Annotated in this window: 14 protein-coding genes; 8 read left to right on the top strand and 6 right to left on the bottom strand. The window is 71.3% G+C overall.

From position 1 onward, the window contains the following. Positions 1-17: 17 nt before the first annotated feature. On the bottom strand, positions 18-401 hold the full coding sequence (locus AB0M88_RS15055) for a hypothetical protein (RefSeq protein ID WP_364101139.1): 384 nt from the start codon (positions 399-401) through the stop codon (positions 18-20). Positions 402-476: 75 nt separating this feature from the next. Between AB0M88_RS15055 and AB0M88_RS15050 the strand changes: the two genes are divergently transcribed. Then, positions 477-2,828: a M28 family peptidase gene (locus AB0M88_RS15050; protein WP_364101136.1), complete on the top strand. Its 2,352-nt coding sequence runs from the start codon at positions 477-479 to the stop codon at positions 2,826-2,828. An 82-nt stretch (positions 2,829-2,910) separates the two neighbouring features. Here the strand turns inward: AB0M88_RS15050 and AB0M88_RS15045 are convergent, their stop codons facing one another. Further along, positions 2,911-3,195 (bottom strand): Smr/MutS family protein, encoded by a 285-nt coding sequence (locus tag AB0M88_RS15045; protein ID WP_364101133.1) that lies wholly within the window; start codon positions 3,193-3,195, stop codon positions 2,911-2,913. 2 nt (positions 3,196-3,197) lie between these two features. Next, positions 3,198-3,572 carry a tetratricopeptide repeat protein gene (locus tag AB0M88_RS15040; protein ID WP_364101130.1) on the bottom strand — a complete coding sequence of 125 codons (375 nt, stop codon included), beginning with the start codon at positions 3,570-3,572 and terminating at the stop codon, positions 3,198-3,200. 230 nt (positions 3,573-3,802) lie between these two features. Between AB0M88_RS15040 and AB0M88_RS15035 the strand changes: the two genes are divergently transcribed. Beyond that, positions 3,803-5,902: a hypothetical protein gene (locus AB0M88_RS15035; RefSeq protein ID WP_364101128.1), complete on the top strand. Its 2,100-nt coding sequence runs from the start codon at positions 3,803-3,805 to the stop codon at positions 5,900-5,902. On the opposite strand, the gene AB0M88_RS15030 is transcribed toward AB0M88_RS15035, so the two are convergent. Genes AB0M88_RS15030 through AB0M88_RS15020 form a run of 3 tightly spaced genes read right to left on the bottom strand, consistent with a single transcriptional unit; the run spans position 5,836 to position 8,022 of the window. Then, positions 5,836-6,255, bottom strand: coding sequence for an RCC1 domain-containing protein (locus AB0M88_RS15030; RefSeq protein WP_364101125.1), 420 nt, complete (start codon positions 6,253-6,255; stop codon positions 5,836-5,838). The two genes, AB0M88_RS15035 and AB0M88_RS15030, sit on opposite strands and share 67 nt — an antisense overlap. A 49-nt stretch (positions 6,256-6,304) precedes the next feature. Next, positions 6,305-6,961, bottom strand: coding sequence for a response regulator transcription factor (locus AB0M88_RS15025; RefSeq protein ID WP_364101122.1), 657 nt, complete (start codon positions 6,959-6,961; stop codon positions 6,305-6,307). Next, positions 6,958-8,022 carry a histidine kinase gene (locus AB0M88_RS15020; RefSeq protein ID WP_364101119.1) on the bottom strand — a complete coding sequence of 355 codons (1,065 nt, stop codon included), beginning with the start codon at positions 8,020-8,022 and terminating at the stop codon, positions 6,958-6,960. The genes AB0M88_RS15025 and AB0M88_RS15020 overlap by 4 nt, the downstream gene beginning before the upstream one ends. A gap of 131 nt (positions 8,023-8,153) precedes the next feature. Between AB0M88_RS15020 and AB0M88_RS15015 the strand changes: the two genes are divergently transcribed. The 6 genes from AB0M88_RS15015 (at position 8,154) to AB0M88_RS14990 (ending at position 16,426) form a co-directional block, all read left to right on the top strand. Further along, a complete protein-coding gene (locus tag AB0M88_RS15015; protein ID WP_364101116.1) occupies positions 8,154-9,131 on the top strand; it encodes a hypothetical protein in 978 nt (325 codons plus the stop codon). A gap of 17 nt (positions 9,132-9,148) precedes the next feature. Beyond that, the gene (locus AB0M88_RS15010) at positions 9,149-9,883 is read left to right on the top strand and encodes a response regulator transcription factor (RefSeq protein WP_364101113.1); all 735 of its coding nucleotides are present in this window, start codon (positions 9,149-9,151) and stop codon (positions 9,881-9,883) included. Beyond that, entirely contained in the window at positions 9,861-11,417 is a 1,557-nt protein-coding gene (locus AB0M88_RS15005; protein ID WP_364101110.1) for a HAMP domain-containing sensor histidine kinase, read from the top strand. Before AB0M88_RS15010 ends, AB0M88_RS15005 begins: the two co-directional genes overlap by 23 nt. Before the next feature lie 198 nt (positions 11,418-11,615). Then, positions 11,616-12,671, top strand: a complete 1,056-nt coding sequence (locus tag AB0M88_RS15000; protein ID WP_364101107.1) for a 3-deoxy-7-phosphoheptulonate synthase — start codon at positions 11,616-11,618, stop codon at positions 12,669-12,671. Between the two features lie 150 nt (positions 12,672-12,821). Then, positions 12,822-15,035, top strand: coding sequence for a glycosyltransferase family 39 protein (locus AB0M88_RS14995; protein ID WP_364101104.1), 2,214 nt, complete (start codon positions 12,822-12,824; stop codon positions 15,033-15,035). Positions 15,036-15,190: 155 nt separating this feature from the next. Further along, a complete protein-coding gene (locus AB0M88_RS14990) occupies positions 15,191-16,426 on the top strand; it encodes a bifunctional glycosyltransferase family 2/GtrA family protein (protein ID WP_364101101.1) in 1,236 nt (411 codons plus the stop codon). The last annotated feature ends 144 nt before the right edge of the window (positions 16,427-16,570 follow it).

Raw genomic sequence — 16,570 nt, 5'->3', positions numbered from 1 at the left:
CACACAACTCCGGCTTCTCACCTGTCGTCCTCCCCTGGGTCGACCGGTCCGCCCGGACCGGTCGGCTCGGCCTTCGCCGCGGCGGCCACCCGGGCCGCGTGCTCGGCGATCACCTGGCCGAGGATGCCGTGCAGGCGGCCGCAATCCTGGCAGTGCAGGTTTTCGTCGAGATGACGGCCGCCGCACTCGACGCAGGTGCCGCGGTCCTCCGGGTCGCGGTATGACGCCAGGGCCCGGCACATCGCACGGACGACGTGGTCGCTCAGCGGGAAGACGCCCTCGCCCAGGGCGGTGCGGACACCGACGACCGCCACCGGCCTCGCGCCGGGATCGGGGTCGTAGGGGGACACCGCGTCGATGAACTCCGCGACGACGGCGGCGGGGTCGATCGGCGTACTCACCCCGACAACGCTATGCCACGCCGTATTCGATCTTTTCGCTACCCGGTTGTCGTACCCAGCCGCTTAGATGACCACATGCGCGCTCCCGCCCTCGTCGATGTCGCTCGCCGGGCCCTCGCCGCTCTCGCGGCGATCGTCGTGCTCGCCCTGGTCGGGCTCGCCGCCGTGCGGTCGGTCGAGCCGCCCGCGGCGGCCGGCGCCTCGACTCCGCCGAGTCAGTTCAGCGCCGGCCGGGCCTTCGCGCAGGTCCAGGCCATCGCGACGGTTCCCCACCCGGTGGGGAGCGCTGCGCAAGATCGCGTACGCGACCATCTCGTCACGACCCTGCAGGGGCTGGGCCTGGCGCCCGAGGTGCAGGACACGGTCTCGCCGGAGGGCAGCGAGCTGTCGTCCTCGGCCGGCGGCATCGGCATCGCCCACGTCCGCAACGTGATCACCGTGATCCCGGGCACCGCCTCGACCGGCCGCCTGTTCCTGGTCGCCCACTACGACTCGGTGCAGACCGGGCCGGGCGGCAACGACGACGCGGCCGGCGTGGCGACCGTGCTCGAGACGGCCCGCGCGCTGGTCAGCGGCCCGAAGCTGCGCAACGACGTGGTGCTCGTGCTGACCGACGCCGAGGAGGCGTGCCTGTGCGGCGCGGCCGCGTTCGTGCACCAGAGTCCGCTCGCCGAGGACGGCGGGGTGGTGCTCAACTTCGAGGCCCGGGGCAGCTCGGGCCCGGCGATCATGTTCGAGACCTCCGACCACAACCAGAAGCTCGTCGACGCGTACGCGCACACCCCCAAGCCGGTCGGCACCTCGTTCGCGGTCGAGATCTACCGGCTGCTGCCCAACGACACCGACTTCACGCCGTTCCGGCTGGCCGGCTTCCAGGGGCTCAACTCGGCGTACATCGACGGCGCGGCGGTCTATCACGCGCCCACCGACCGGCCGTCGGCGATGGACCGCGACAGCCTGCAGCACCACGGCGACAACGCGCTGGCGCTCACCCGCGAGCTCGGCGACGACAACCTCACCCAGCTCGGCTCGAACGAGGACGCGACCTATTTCCCGGCCCCCGGACTGCTGGTGCGCTACCCGGGCGCGCTGGTCTGGCCGCTGGCGGCGCTCGCCCTGGCCGCGGTGCTGGTGCTGGCCTGGCTGGCCCGGCGGCGCGGACTCATCACGGCGAAGCGCGGCGCGGGCGCGTTCGCGGTGACGCTGATCCCGATCGTCGCCGCCCCGGTGCTGGCCCAGCTCTACTGGCTGGTCCTCAAGCTGATCCGCCCGGCGTACGCCGAGCTGCCGATCGACCCCTACCATCCGCAGCCCTACCGGGTGGGCGTGCTGGCCCTGACCGCGCTGGTGATCTTCGCCTGGTTCGCGCTGTTCCGGCGGCGCCTCGGGGCGGCCGCCCTGGCGATCGCGGGGCTCGGCTGGCTGGCCGCGCTCGGGTTGGTGCTGGCCGGGCTCACCCCCGGCGGTTCCTATCTGGCCGCGCTGCCCGCCCTCGCCGGTGCGATCCTCGGCATCGTGGCCGTCCTGCTGCGGGGCTGGTGGTCGGTGGCCGCGGTGGTGGTCGGCGGCGCGGTCGCGGTGATCATCCTGCTGCCGACCGTGATCATGCTGTTCCCGGCACTCGGCATGCCGATGGCCGGGGCGGGCGCGTTCCTGGCCGTGCTGCTCGGTCTGGCGCTGCTGCCGGTGGTCGACCTGATTCACCCGGAAGGCGGTGGTCAGCGCGGGCTCGAGGCGCTCAGCGCGCGCCGCCGCGCCCTGTTCCCGACCCTGACCGCCGCGCTCGCCCTGATCGTCGCCAGCGTGATCGGGCTGTCGGTCGACCGGTTCGACGACACCCACCCGGCGCTGACCCAGCTGATGTACGCCCTCGACGCCGACACCGGCACCGCCCAGTGGATCAGCGACGAGCCGAGCGTGCAGAAGTGGACCTCGCGATACGTCTCCGGCGATCCGCACGAGGTGCGCGACAGCCTCCCGGTGTTCGGGCCCGAGAAGGTGCGCACCGGCCAGGCCCAGCCGGCCGATCTGCCGGCGCCGAAGCTGACCGTCGAGAAGGACGTCCCCTCCACCGGCGCCCGGCGGCTGGTGCTGCGGCTGACCCCGCAGCGCCCGGTGCGCCTGGTCACCCTGCACGTCGGGGCCGACACCCGGGTGCTGGCGGCCGAGGTCCAGGGTCAGTCGATCATCCCGGCCAACCGGAAGGACCAGAAGTGGGGCTGGGGCTTCACCTTCCACGGGCCACCGGCCGACGGCATCGAGATCACGGTGACGGTCCGCACCCCCGGGCCGGTCGCGTTCCGGGTGATGGACGGCAGCGACGGGTTCGACGGGGTGCCGGGCTTCCAGGCGCGCCCGGCCGGCGTCGGCATCGTCGGCTCACACACCAGCGAGCTGCTGGCGGTGGCAAAGACCTACAACTTCTGAGCCGCCACCGGCGACGGCCACTCGGGGCGCCCGGTCACGAGAGACCCGCGGTCACCGGGGGCGGCCGGCCAGGCACGGCCGGTCAGCGGCCCCGGCCGCGGCGGCCGGTCGACTCGTTGAAGCGGAAGTGCACGAAGAGCCGGCCCCAGTTGTCGCCGTCCTTCTCGACCCGGTGATAGAGCTGCTTGATCTCGCGCTGGTCGAGGAACCGGAGCACCTTCTTCTTCAGCGCGCCGCTGCCCTTGCCCGGGATGATCTCGACGAGGGTCGCCTTCTTCTCGATCGCCTCGTCGATGATGTCGCGCAGAGCCTTGTCGATCTGCTGGCCCCGGTTGAAGATGTCGTGCAGGTCGAGCTTGAGTTTCACGGTCACGATCCTAGAGACGGTTTGCCGAGCCACTGCTCGACCCGGTGGACGGCCTCGGCGTAGTCGGGCTGCTGCTTCATCGCGGCGGCCAGGCGCAGGTGCGGGAGCGCCTCACGAAAACGGCCGGCCCGTTCGAGGGTCCGGCCGAGCACGTGGTGTGCGTAGTGATCGGAGGGGTCGTGCTCGATCAACGCCCTGAGCTGGGCTTCAGCACGGTTGAGCTGGGCCGAGTTGAAATAGGCCCGGGCCAGTAACTGGCGGACGGCGGCGTTGTGCGGTTCGGCCTCGACGATCGGCTCGAGGAGCCGGCTGGCCGCCAGCGGGTCACCCGACTCGAAGAAGAAGGTGGCCCGGCGGTATTCCTCGAGAAGATCCACACTCGCTCCTCACCCCGCGGACGGCCGCGGCCGCCGACCCGATCCCAGTTCTCAACGCTGGCACAACATCGGGCCAACGGCGAGGGTTCGAGTGATCCCAGCTTCCCGACAATTCGATGCATTCGGCAACTTTCGCCGCCGACAATGCTCGGGTGGGCGACTTTCCGAGCCACCTGATGTCCGTGCCGGCGCATCCCCGATTCGGGCGTGTCCGAGCGACCGTGATCGGCGTGTTCACGCTCGCACTCTGCCTCGTGCTGGCCGGCGGAACGTCGTCGGTGACCCCCAGCTCACCCGCGTTCCTGATCGCCGGGATGAACGAGATCCCCTCGCCGCCCCGGGCCGCCTCGTGGGCGCCGAAGCCGGTCGACGCGAGCGGCCTCGAGATGGTCGCGAGCACGGACGGTCAGCAGTTCCAGTTACACACCGCGGGCGGCGACCGCACCTTCCTGCCGGGAGTGAACCTGGGCAGCACCACGCCCGGTCACCAGGCGGGCGAGCTGTCGATCTCGGCCGCGCAGTACCGGGCGTGGTTCGCGGCGATGAGCCGGCTCGGCATCCGGGTGGTGCGGATCTACACGATCCACCCGCCCGCGTTCTATCAGCAGCTCGCCGCGTACAACGAGGCCAACCCGGAGCGGCCGGTCTATCTCATGCAGGGCGTCGACCTGCCCGACCAGTCGTACATCCGGAAGCGGAACCTTTTCGACCCGGCCGTCACCACCGCCTTTCAGCGGGAGCTGAAGGACGCCTCGGGGGCGGTCTCCGGCCGCCTCAGCCGGCCGGCTTCGGCCGGCCGGGCGAGCGGTGTCTGGGACACGGAGGTCAGCCGGTGGTTGCTCGGGTGGATCATCGGCGCGGAGCTTGACCCGTACGCGGGTGAGGCGTCCGACAAACGCAACGCGTCAGCACCCGGCCATGACGGAAAGTATTTCCGCTCGACCGGCGACGCCACCCCGACCGAGCGGTGGCTGGCCGCGCGCATGGACGAGCTCGCCGGTTACGAGGCCGATCAGGGGCTCAGCCAGCCGATCGCCTTCGTCAACTGGCCGACCACCGACCCGTTGCGCCACCCCGACGAGCCCCTGGCCGGCGCGGACATGCTGCAGCTGGACGCCAACCACGTGCGGCCGACCCCGGACTGGCCGGCCGGCACGTTCGCCGGCTACCACGCCTACCCCTCCCACCCGGACTTCCAGCGGCACGAGCCGGCCCTGCAGAACTACCAGTACGCGGGACGGGCCGACCCGTACGCGGGTTATGTCGCCGCCCTCGGGCGGCACCACCCGGACATGCCGACGTTGATCACCGAGTTCGGGGTGCCGTCGTCGATCGGCTCGGCCCACAACGCGCCGCTCGGGCGCACCGAGGGAGACCACAGCGAGCAGGAGGCGATGCAGACCGACGCCGACCTGCTGCGGCTGATCCACGATCAGAACCTGGCCGGCGGTTTCCTGTTCGAGTGGACCGACGAGTGGTCCGAGTTCAGCTGGAACACCGCCGCCCACCAGGACGCCGGCCGGCGCCCGCTGTGGCACGACCCGATGACCGGCGAGCAGAACTTCGGGCTGCTGGCGATGGACGCGACCGGCGATCCCGGCGGCTCGCCGCAGCAACTGCTGGACACCGAGGGCGGCTGGCCGGCGCGGCGGGTGACGGCGACGGTCGACGAGTCGTACGTGAACCTGACCATCGGCCTCGGCGGTTCGCCGCCGGACTCGCTGGCCCTCGGCTTCGACGTGCTGCCGGGGCTGACCGGCACCCCGTTCGCCGGGAGCTCGGACCGCAAGCCGGACGCGGTGCTCGCCCTCAACTTCGTCGCGCGGACCGGGCAGGCGTACCTGCGGAAGCAACTCGATCCGATGCCCCTGGACTACGCCGTGCCGCCCTCGCAGCGCGGCCAGGCGCCGGACGGATGGAAGCCGTTCAACCTGATCGTGAACCGGCCGCTGACCGTGCCCAGCACCGGGCAGAAGCTGCCGCTCGAACTCCAGAACGCGGGCATCCTCCGGTACGGCTCGTGGGACCCGCACGACCCGCAGCCGGACAGCCGCTCGATCTGGCACCGGGACGGCGACGACCTGGTCGTACGCGTGCCGTGGGCGCTGCTTGGGTTCGCCGACCCGTCCTCGCACGAGATCGGGGTGCCGAAGGGCTCCTCGCTGACCACCCAGACCACGCCCGGCATCACGATGTCGATCACCGCGGCCGGGTCGGCGCAGCAGCTCAGCCAGTTGACCTGGGTGAACTGGACCCGGCCGGACTACGCCGAGCGGCTCAAGGAGGGCGCCGACCGGTGGCGGGACACGGCTCTCGGCCTGGCGCCCTGACCGACCTTGACCAGCGTGAACCCGGCGCCGACCAGCGCCAGGCCGATCGAGATCAGGATCAGCGGGTCGAAGCCGAGGCCTTCGTCGGTCGGCACGGCCGCCGCCGCCTCGTCGGCCGGCCAGCAGTAGACCTCGCCCGGCTCGGTGAGCGCGCAGGTGCTGTCCCCGGAGGCGGCGAGTTGGACGACCTTGCCGGTGACCGGGACCCGGACCGGCTGGGCGCCACCGCCGCAGTAGACGTCACCGGCGTTGGTGAGCGTGCAGTTCGGGGCGGCCTCGGCCGCGGCGGGCACCGCCCCGAGCGACGAGGCGAGGACGAGGAAGATCACTAAAGCTCGCCCGACGATTCCCATGCTGCCATTATGGGTGTTTTGTCCGTTTATCCCAGCCACCGACACGGCGTTATCCAGCCGCGTCCTGCACCACCAGCGCGACCTGCACCCGGTTGGTGAGATCGAGCTTGGTCAGGATGCGCGACATGTACGCCTTGACCGTCGCCGTGCTCATCACCATCTCCACGGCGATCTCCTGGTTGGTGCGCCCCTCGCCGACCAGGAGCGCGACCTGCCGCTCCCCCGGACTGAGCCGCTGAAGCATCGCCTGGGCCCGGTGCCGCCGCGGATCGGCCGCCGGCTCGGCGGCGAAGGCCATCACCCGGCGGAACACGTTCGAAGAGAGCATCGGCTCGCCGGCCGCGACCTGCCGGACGGCGTGCGCGATCCGCTCCGGCGGGGTGTGCTTGAGCAGGAAGCCGCTGGCCCCGGCGCGCAGCGCGAGCCGGATGTGCCGGTCGGTGTCGAAGGTGGTCCGGATGATCACTTCGGGCGGCTCGCTCCGGGCCCGCAGCTGCTCGGTCGCGGTGATGCCGTCCAGCCCGGCCATCCGAATGTCCATGAGCACCACGTGTGGCCGGGCCCGGGTGACCGCGCCGACCACCTCCGTGCCGTCGGCGACCGCGCCGACGACCTCGATGTCGTCGAACTCGCCCAGCATCATCGTGAGCCCGGCGCGGACCAGCGCGTCGTCGTCGACGATGAGAACCCGGACCGGGAGCGTCACGGCGGCCACGGTACCCGGGCGGAAAGCCGGAACTCGCCGTTCGGCGTCGGCCCGAACTCCAGCTCGCCGTCGATCAGGTCCATCCGCTCGCCCAACCCGATCAGCCCGCTCCCGGCCCCGGGAAGCTCCGCCGGGGCAGCCGACAACGGGTTGGTGATCTCCACCGCGACCTGCCCGCCGCCCTTCAGACGGATCCGGACCGGTGAGCCCGGCGCGTGCTTGCGCGCGTTGGTCAGACCCTCCTGGACCACCCGGTAGAAATGCCGGCCGATCGCCTCCGGCACCTCCGGAAGGTCGTCGAGCCGGCCCTCGACGGTGATCGGCGTGCCGGCCAGCCGGGCCTGCCCGACGAGCGCGGGCAGGTCGGTGAGCGTCGGCTGGGGCCGGTCCGCGTCGAGCGGGGCATCGTCGCGCAGCATGCCGATCACGGCTCGCAGATCTTCCAGCGCGTCGTAGGCACATTGGCGCACCACCGCGGCCGCCTGTCGCTCCGCCTCCGGCGCCGAGCGTCGCACCTCCAGCGCGCCGGCGTGCACGGCGATCAACGAGATGCGATGGGCGAGGACGTCGTGCATCTCGCGGGCGATGCGTTCCCGCTCGGCATACCGGGCTTCCTCGATCTGGAGAAAGTGCCGCACGTCGGCCTCCTGGGCGCGCTCCCGCAGTGACCTGGCGAGCAGGCCGGTGGCGACGGCCGCCGCGTCCAGCGCGAGGATCACCGCCGTCCCCTGGATGAAGTCCTGGTGGTCGGCGGCGACCAGCGCGAACAGGCCGGCCACGCCGACCGCGTGCACGGCCACGACCGCCGCGGTCACCCGCGGGGATCGATAGAGCGTCACCGCGCCGACCGCGATCGCGGTGGCGCCCATGCCCGCCGCCGACAGCGCCGTCGAGGCGATGAGCAGCCCGGTGAGCAGGACCGGCCACCGGCGCCGGGCCAGCAGCGCGGCGCAGGCGAGCACGCCGACCGCGAGGTCGACCACCGTGACCTGCTTGGCGTCCAGACAGAACAGCGCGCCGAGCACCGCCGCCAGGGCGATCAGTCCGGCGTCCGTCCGCATGGGCTCACGCTACGGGGCGCGCTCGATGTCCCGGCCGCCGCCGAAGGGCGACCGAGCCGTCGACTTTGGTCGACGCGGTACCGCCCGGCGGCCGTCGCGACGGGCCATCCCGAACGGGCACGCTCCGCTTCATGCGTACGCCGTGGAAACCCGTCCTGGGCCTGTTCCTCCTAGCGCCACTCGTCGGCGAGTACCTGCTCGGCAACGTGACGATCCGTGACGTCGGCGGGCTGATCCTCCTGGCGCCTCTCTACGGCGGTGGAGCCCTGCTGATCCGCGAGGCCACCCGGCGTACCGGAAAGGGCTGGCCCACCATCCTGGCTCTCGGCCTGGCCTACGGCCTCGTGGAGGCCGGGGTCATCGACGGCTCCCTGTTCAGCGTCGACTACGAGGGCGTCGACTACGACGCCGTCCGCGTCCCGTTCCTCGGCGTGAGCGCCTTCTACGGCCTCCAGTTCGTGATCAATCACGCGGTGTGGAGCATCGGCATCCCGATCCTGCTCACCGAAACGCTCACGCGGCGTCACCGGACGACGCCGTGGCTCGGCCGGATCGGGCTCGCCGTGGCCGCCGTCGTCTACCTCGCCGCGGGCCTGCTCATCCGGTACGACAGCCTGCGCAGCGGCGAATACCACGTCACATGGGCCCAGAGCGCCGGCGTCGTGGTCGTCGCCCTCGCGCTGATCGCGCTCGCCTTCGCCCTGCCGGGGCCGTCCCCGCGCGGATCGGCTCGCTGGGTGGCCCGCCCGTGGCTGGTCGGTGTGGCGGCATTCGTCCTGTCCAGCGCCTACCTGGTGTTGCCCGCGACGTGGCGGGGCGTCGCTCTCACTGTCAAGATCGTCATCCTGGCGGCCTGGCTGATCACCTGGCTCAGCCGCCGGGCCGGGTGGCAGAGCCGGCACCAGGTCGCCCTCGCCGCGGGCGCGCTCATGACGTACGCCTGGGCCGGTTTCCTCATCACCGGCCTTAAGCACGACGACGATCCGGTGGCATTCGCCGGCAACGGGGTATTCACTGTGGCAGCACTCGTCCTGGTCGCGGTGACATTCCGGAGCAGGGCGGCGGTCACAGGTGCTACACAGGAAGTGGAAAGCTCGCGCAAAGCGTGACCCGCGAAAGTAGGGGCATGACGATGGCGAACGCAGACACCAACGAACTCCGCCGCCCCGACGGCGGTCCGGTTCGCGTGCTGGTGGTCGACGACGAGCCGACACTCGCCGAACTGCTCTCGATGGCGCTGCGCTACGAGGGCTGGGACGTCAAGAGCGCGGGCGACGGCCAGACCGCCGTGCGCACCGCCCGCGAGTTCCGTCCCGACGCCGTCGTCCTCGACATGATGCTGCCCGACATCGACGGGCTCGAGGTGCTGCGCCGGCTGCGCGGCGAGACGCCCGAGGTGCCGGTGCTGTTCCTCACCGCGAAAGACTCGGTCGAGGACCGCATCACCGGTCTCACCGCGGGCGGCGACGACTACGTGACCAAGCCGTTCAGCCTGGAAGAGGTGGTCGCCCGGCTGCGCGGACTGATGCGGCGGATGGGCCACTCCCCCATGCGGACCGAGTCGCAGCTGGTCGTCGGCGACCTCAGCCTCGACGAGGACAGCCACGAGGTGCGGCGCGGCAGCGACCTGATCACGCTGACGGCGACCGAGTTCGAGCTGCTGCGCTACCTGATGCGCAACCCGCGTCGGGTGCTGAGCAAGAGCCAGATCCTCGACCGGGTCTGGAACTACGACTTCGGCGGCCAGGCCAACGTGGTGGAGCTGTACATCTCGTACCTCCGCAAGAAGATCGACGCGGGTCGCAAGCCGATGATCCACACCATGCGCGGAGCCGGCTATGTCCTCAAGCCCGCTGACTGAGGTCCAGCCGAGGACGCGTTGGCGCAGCCCGAGTACCTGGCCGCTGCGCACCCGCCTCCTGGCCCTCATGATCATGCTGTTGAGCATGCTCGGCATTCTGGTCGGCGGCACCACCGAGGTCTTCCTGAGCAAGACGCTCTATACGCAGCTCGACGCCAAGTTGACCGACGCACAGCAACGCACGCATTTCTACCTCGGCGGCGATGACAACCACAGCGGACCTCACGGTCCGCGCAATGGCGACGGACCGCCACCTAACACCCAGCTCAAGACAGTCGTGGCCCAGATCGACAGCGGCGGGGTGGAGTTCGCCGGCATCGTCCAGAACGGCATCGACTACAAGACGACCATGGCGAGCGTGTCCGCCAGCGCGCAGGCATCGATTGCCACCGTGCCGCAGGACGGCAAGGCGCACGACATCGACCTGGGCGGCAGCCTGGGCGAGTACCGGATGATGGCCACCCCCGATCCCGACGGATCGGGCAACGTCACCGTGGCCGGCCTGCCGTTGGCCGATCTGCACATCACGCTGCTCAAGGTCGCGATGGTCACTGGGGGCGCCGTGCTCATCGCGGTCGGCATCGCCGGTTGGGCCGGCGCCGTGATCGTGCGCCGAACGCTGCTGCCGCTCGACCGGGTCGCGGCGACCGCGACGCGAGTCTCCGAGCTGCGGCTCGACCACGGCGAGGTGCGGCTGGCCCAGCGGGTGCCGGCCGGCGACACCGACCCGCGCACCGAGGTCGGTCAGGTCGGTGCCGCGCTCAACCGGATGCTCGACCACGTCGGCAACGCGCTCGAGGCGCGGCACGCCAGCGAGATGCAGGTACGCCAGTTCGTCGCCGACGCCAGCCACGAGCTGCGTACGCCGCTGGCCGCGATCCGCGGATATGCCGAGCTCAGCCGCCGCAGCCCGGCGCCCATCTCGGAGGAGATCGCGCACGTGCTGGGCCGGGTCGAGTCGGAGGCCAAGCGCATGACCGGCCTGGTCGAAGACCTGCTGCTGCTCGCGCGCCTGGACGCCGGGCGGCCGCTCGCCCACGACCCGGTCGACCTGACCATGCTCGTCGTCGACGCGGTCAGCGACGCGCACGCCGCCGGGCCGCGCCACTCCTGGCAGCTCGACCTGTCCGAGGAGCCGGTCACGGTGATCGGCGACGGGCAGCGCCTGCATCAGGTGCTGGCCAATCTGCTGGCCAACGCGCGTACGCACACTCCGGAGGGCACGACCGTGACCGTCGCGGTGAGCGCGACCACCGACGCGGCCGTTCTTCGCGTGATCGACCTCGGGCCGGGCATCCCGGCCGAGTTGCAGCCGCACATCTTCGAGCGGTTCGCGCGCGGTGACAGCTCGCGCTCGCGGGCGGCCGGCAGCACCGGGCTGGGATTGTCGATCGTGTCGGCCGTGGTCGCGGCCCACCAGGGAACCGTGTCGGTGGAGAGCCGGCCCGGTCAGACGGTGTTCACCGTCACCCTGCCGCTGGCCCGCGTCCCGGCAAGTGAGCAACTCGCCCGCACGCTTCCGCGCGCCCGCTGAGGCGCTATGCTGTGCGGCGTGACTCGTTGGTATCAGTGGTTTACCGGGCCGGCTCAAGCCGGTGCCTCGGTTGTCACTGCATGACCTGAGACACCAGCCAGAGCCGGCCGAGGCAGCGACATTCCGTCGCTGCCTTTTGTTTTGCGAGCGAGCCGGCTCGGGTGTCCCGGGGTCCGGCCGAAAAGAAAGAGACCAACGATGACCGTCCCCGAGGTCCAACGCGTCCGTGACCAGCGCATCGAGCGCGTCGTGCCGCTGATGAGCCCCGCCCTGCTGCACCACGAGCTCCCGCTGACCTCCGAGTTGCACGACACCGTGCTGGCCGGCCGCGCCCAGGTCGAGGACGTGCTCAACGGCCGAGATCCGCGCCTGCTGGTCGTGGTCGGCCCGTGTTCCGTGCACGACCCGGTCGCCGCCGGAGAGTACGCGACACTCCTCAAGACGCAGGCCGACCGGCTCAGCGACGACCTGCTGATCGTGATGCGGGTCTACTTCGAGAAGCCGCGTTCCACCGTCGGCTGGAAGGGCCTGATCAACGACCCGGCGCTCGACGGCACCGGCGACGTGAGCACCGGCCTGCGGATCGCCCGCAAGCTGCTGCTCGAGATCGTCGGCCGCGGCCTGCCGACCGCGGTCGAGTTCCTCGACCCGATCACCCCGCAATACATCGCGGACACCGTGGCCTGGGGTGCGATCGGCGCGCGTACGGTCGAGTCGCAGGTGCACCGGCAGCTCGCGTCCGGCCTGTCGATGCCGATCGGCATGAAGAACCGCCCGGACGGCAGCATCCCGACCGCGATCGAGGCGATCCAGGCCGCAGCGGTTTCGCACGTGTTCCCCGGCATCGACTACTCGGGCACCCCGGCGATCCTGCACACCACCGGCAACCCCGACACCCACCTGGTGCTGCGCGGGGGCGGCGGCAAGCCCAACTACAGCGCCGCCGACGTGGAAAGCGCGCTGGCCCTGCTGCGCAAGGATGGCCTGCCCGAGCGGGTGGTGATCGACTGCTCGCACGGCAACAGCGGCAAGGACCACCTGCGCCAGCCGCACGTCGCCGACGATGTGGCCGCGCAGGTCGCGGGCGGGCAGCGCGGCATCAGCGGCGTGATGTTGGAGAGCTTCCTCGTGCCCGGGCGGCAGAATCTGGGCGGCGAACTCACCTACGGCCAGTCGATCACCGACGCGTGCATGGGCTGGGACACGACCATCGAGGTGCTGGAGCGGCTGGCGACCGCCGCCTCTCAGCGATAGGCCGCTCACCAGACAGGGTCGCCCACAGATAGGGCCGCTCACAGATAGGGCCGCTCACAGACAGGGCACAGCGACGCCACAAGGGCCGGACAGGGCCCGCGCCGACAGTTGGTCGGGTAAAGCCCTGTCCCCCGTGTGTGGAGTGTCGCGATGACTTCGACGTTGCCCGTCCCGCCGGTCACGGCGTACCCGGAAACGCCGCCACCGCCCCCGGCCCGGCGCCGAGCCGGGTTTTTCTTCGGCCCGTCCGGCGACGCCGCGTGGGCGCGGCCGTCGATGTGGGCGCTGCTGCTGGTCACCGCCGTTCTCTACCTGTGGGGCCTCGGCAAGTCGGGCTGGGCGAACGCGTTCTACTCGGCCGCCGCCCAGGCCGGATCGGTGAGCTGGAAGGCGTTCTTCTTCGGCTCCTCCGACGCGGCCAACTCGATCACCGTCGACAAGACGCCCGGCGCGCTCTGGATCATGGATCTCTCGGCCCGGATCTTCGGGGTCAACTCGTGGAGCATCCTGGTGCCCGAGGCGCTGATCGGCGTGGCCAGCGTGGCGCTGCTCTATACGACGGTGAAGCGCTGGTTCGGGCCGGCGGCCGGCCTGATCGCCGGGGCGGTGCTCGCGCTCACCCCGGTCGCGGTGCTGATGTTCAAGTTCAACAACCCGGACGCGCTGCTCGTCCTGCTGATGATCGCCGGCGCGTGGGCGACCTCGCGCGCGGTCGAGACCGGCCGCACGAAGTGGCTCGTCTGGGCGGGCGTGTTCGTCGGCTTCGGCTTCCTCACCAAGATGCTGCAGGCGCTGCTGGTGGTGCCGGCCTACGCCCTCGCGTACCTGTTCGCCGGGCCGCCGCGCCTCGGCAAACGCATCGTCCAGCTGCTGATCTCCGGCTTGGCCGTGATCGTCTCGGCCGGCTGGTACATCGCGATCGTCGAGCTGTGGCCGGCCTCGTCACGCCCGTTCATCGGCGGCTCACAGAACAACAGCCTGCTCGAACTCGCCCTCGGCTACAACGGGCTCGGCCGCCTCTCGGGCGACGAGACCGGCAGCGTCGGCGGGGGCGGCGGAGGCGGCGGCTGGGGCCAGACCGGCCTCCAGCGGATGTTCGACAGCGACCAGGGTGGACAGATCTCGTGGCTGCTGCCGGCGGCGCTGATCCTGCTGGCCGGCGGGCTGGCGGTGACATGGCGGCGGGCGCGGACCGACCGGCAACGGTCGGCGCTGATCCTGTGGGGTGCGTGGCTGCTGATCACCGGGCTGACGTTCAGCCTGATGCAGGGCATCTTCCACGCGTACTACACGGTGGCGCTGGCCCCGCCGATCGGCGCGATCGTCGGGATGGGCGCGGTGCTGCTCTGGCGGGCGCGGCGCGACGTGTGGCCGGTTCTGCTGCTCGCGATCACGGTCGCGGTGTCGGCCTGGTGGTCCTACCACCTGCTGGCGCTCAGCGCCGACTTCCTGCCCTGGCTGCGGTGGGTGGTGCTGATCGCGGGGCTGGCGGCGGCGGTCGCGCTGGTCGCGACGATCCGCCTGGCCGGGCGGGTGGTCGCGGTGGCCGGCGGGGTCGCGGTGGCCGCATTGCTTGCCGGGCCGGCGGCGTACGCGGCCCAGACCGCATCACAACCGCACACCGGGTCGATCCCGACCGCGGGGCCGGCCGTGACCGCTGGATTCGGTGGGCGAGGTGGGTTCCCGGGCAGGGGTCGTGGGGGCGGCGGGTTCCCGGGTGGTGGCCCCGGTAACGGCGGTGGTGGTTTCGGCGGTTTTGCCGGAGGCAACGGCAACGGCAACGGCTTCGGCAACGGCGGTAGCTTCGGCGGCCAGAACGGCGGAACCGGCCAGAACGGCGGCACGCAAAACGGCGGCGGCACCGGCACCCCGAACGGCAATGGGAACGGCACCGGCCAGAACCGCGGCGGCGCGACCGGCGGGACCGGACAGAACGGCGGCGGTTTCGGCGGCGGCCGGCGGGGCGGCGGTGGCATGGGTGGCCTGCTCGACGCCTCGACGGTCAGCGCCCAGATGAAGGCCCTGCTCCTGGCCGACGCCGACAAGTACACCTGGACGGCCGCCTCGGTCGGCTCGCAGAACGCCTCCGGCTACCAGCTGGCGACCGGCAAACCGGTGATGGCCATCGGCGGCTTCAACGGCACCGACCCGTCGCCCACGCTGGCCCAGTTCCAGCAGTACGTCGCCGAGGGCAAAATCCACTACTTCATCGGCAGCGGTGGCGGCGGCTTCGGCAACAACATGGGTGGCTCGAGCGACAGCTCCCAGATCGCCCAGTGGGTCGCCGAGAACTTCACGGCGAAGTCGGTCGGCGGCACCACCGTCTACGACCTGACCGCCCCGGCCAGCACCACAACGACCTGACTCCCTCCGCTCGACACCGGGCAGGCGGCTCTCTCACCGGGAGCCGCCTGTTCGGCATCCTCGTTTCGGGAAACCGACATATGTCGCGAATCTTCACAGGGCCGGCACAGGGTCGCCACACTTGCGACCCAGTTGACCAGCCGATCGTTGCTGGTATGAGCCTTTCGACGCTGCCTTCGCACGACGCCGCCGCGACCGGCTACCGGGCCCCGGTACTCGACGTGGTCGTGCCGGTCTACAACGAGCAGACCGACCTCGAGCCGTGCGTGCGGCGTCTGCACGCGTACCTCTCGGCGCACTTTCCCTATCCCTTTCGGATCACCGTCGCGGACAACGCGAGCACCGACGCGACGGCCGAAGTGGCGCGGCGGCTGAGCACCGAGATCCCCGGGGTGACCTGGACGCACCTGGCCGAGAAGGGCCGCGGCCGCGCCCTCAAGCACGTCTGGACCTACTCCGACGCGGCCGTGCTCGCCTACATGGACGTCGACCTCTCGACCGACCTCGGTGCCCTGTTGCCGCTGGTCGCACCCCTCATCTCGGGCCACTCCGACCTGGCGATCGGCTCGCGCCTGGCCCGCGGCTCACGGGTCGTGCGAGGCGCCAAGCGCGAGATCATCTCGCGCGGCTACAACCTGATCCTGCGGGGCACGCTGGCCGCGAAGTTCTCCGACGCGCAGTGCGGCTTCAAGGCGATCCGGTCCGATGTGGCCGCCCGGCTGCTGCCGATGGTCGAGGACACCGGCTGGTTCTTCGACACCGAGATGCTGGTGCTGGCCGAGAAGGCCGGCCTGCGCATCCACGAGGTGCCGGTCGACTGGGTCGACGACCCGGACAGCCGCGTCGACATCGCGTCGACCGCGATCGACGACCTGAAGGGAGTCTGGCGACTGACCCGGGCGCTCGGCGCGGGCCGGCTGCCGCTGGCCGCCCTGCGCGACCAACTGGGGCGCAATCCGCTGCCGGTCGCCGGGGTTCCGGCCGGCCTCACCGGCCAGCTGATCCGCTTCGCCGCGGTCGGGGCGGCGAGCACGCTCGCCTACCTCGCGCTCTACGCGGTGCTGCGCACCACGATCGGGCCCCAATGGGCCAACTTCATCGCCCTGCTGGTCACGGCCATCGCGAACACCGCCGCCAATCGTCGGCTGACCTTCGGCGTACGCGGAACCGACCGTGCCTGGAGGCACCAGGCGCAAGGCCTCGCGGTGTTTGCCATCGGTCTCGGCCTGACCAGCGGTTCGCTGGCGCTGCTGGACGGCCTGTCGTCGGCACCGTCGAAGTCGGTCGAACTGTTCGTGCTGGTGGTGGCCAACCTGGTCGCGACCGCGGTGCGGTTCCTGTTGATGCGGATCTGGGTCTTCCGGGGCCGCGCTCGCGAAGCCCGGGCCTGATCCCGCGGCCGTCGTGGGGGGCCACGGCGGTTGCGAGACAGACCCTTCCCACAGAGAAGCGGGGGCGATCCCCCGGCCGCGCCCCGTGGCGGGGGGGGGGGGCGGGGGGTCGTGTGGGGGGGGCGGCTCGTGGGGGCATCAGGC

It is taken from the genome of Actinoplanes sp. NPDC051411, assembly GCF_040682075.1.
Taxonomy (GTDB): domain Bacteria; phylum Actinomycetota; class Actinomycetes; order Mycobacteriales; family Micromonosporaceae; genus Actinoplanes.
The sequence above is the reverse complement of the archived record's forward strand: the minus strand, read 5'-3'. Positions and strand labels throughout refer to the sequence as shown.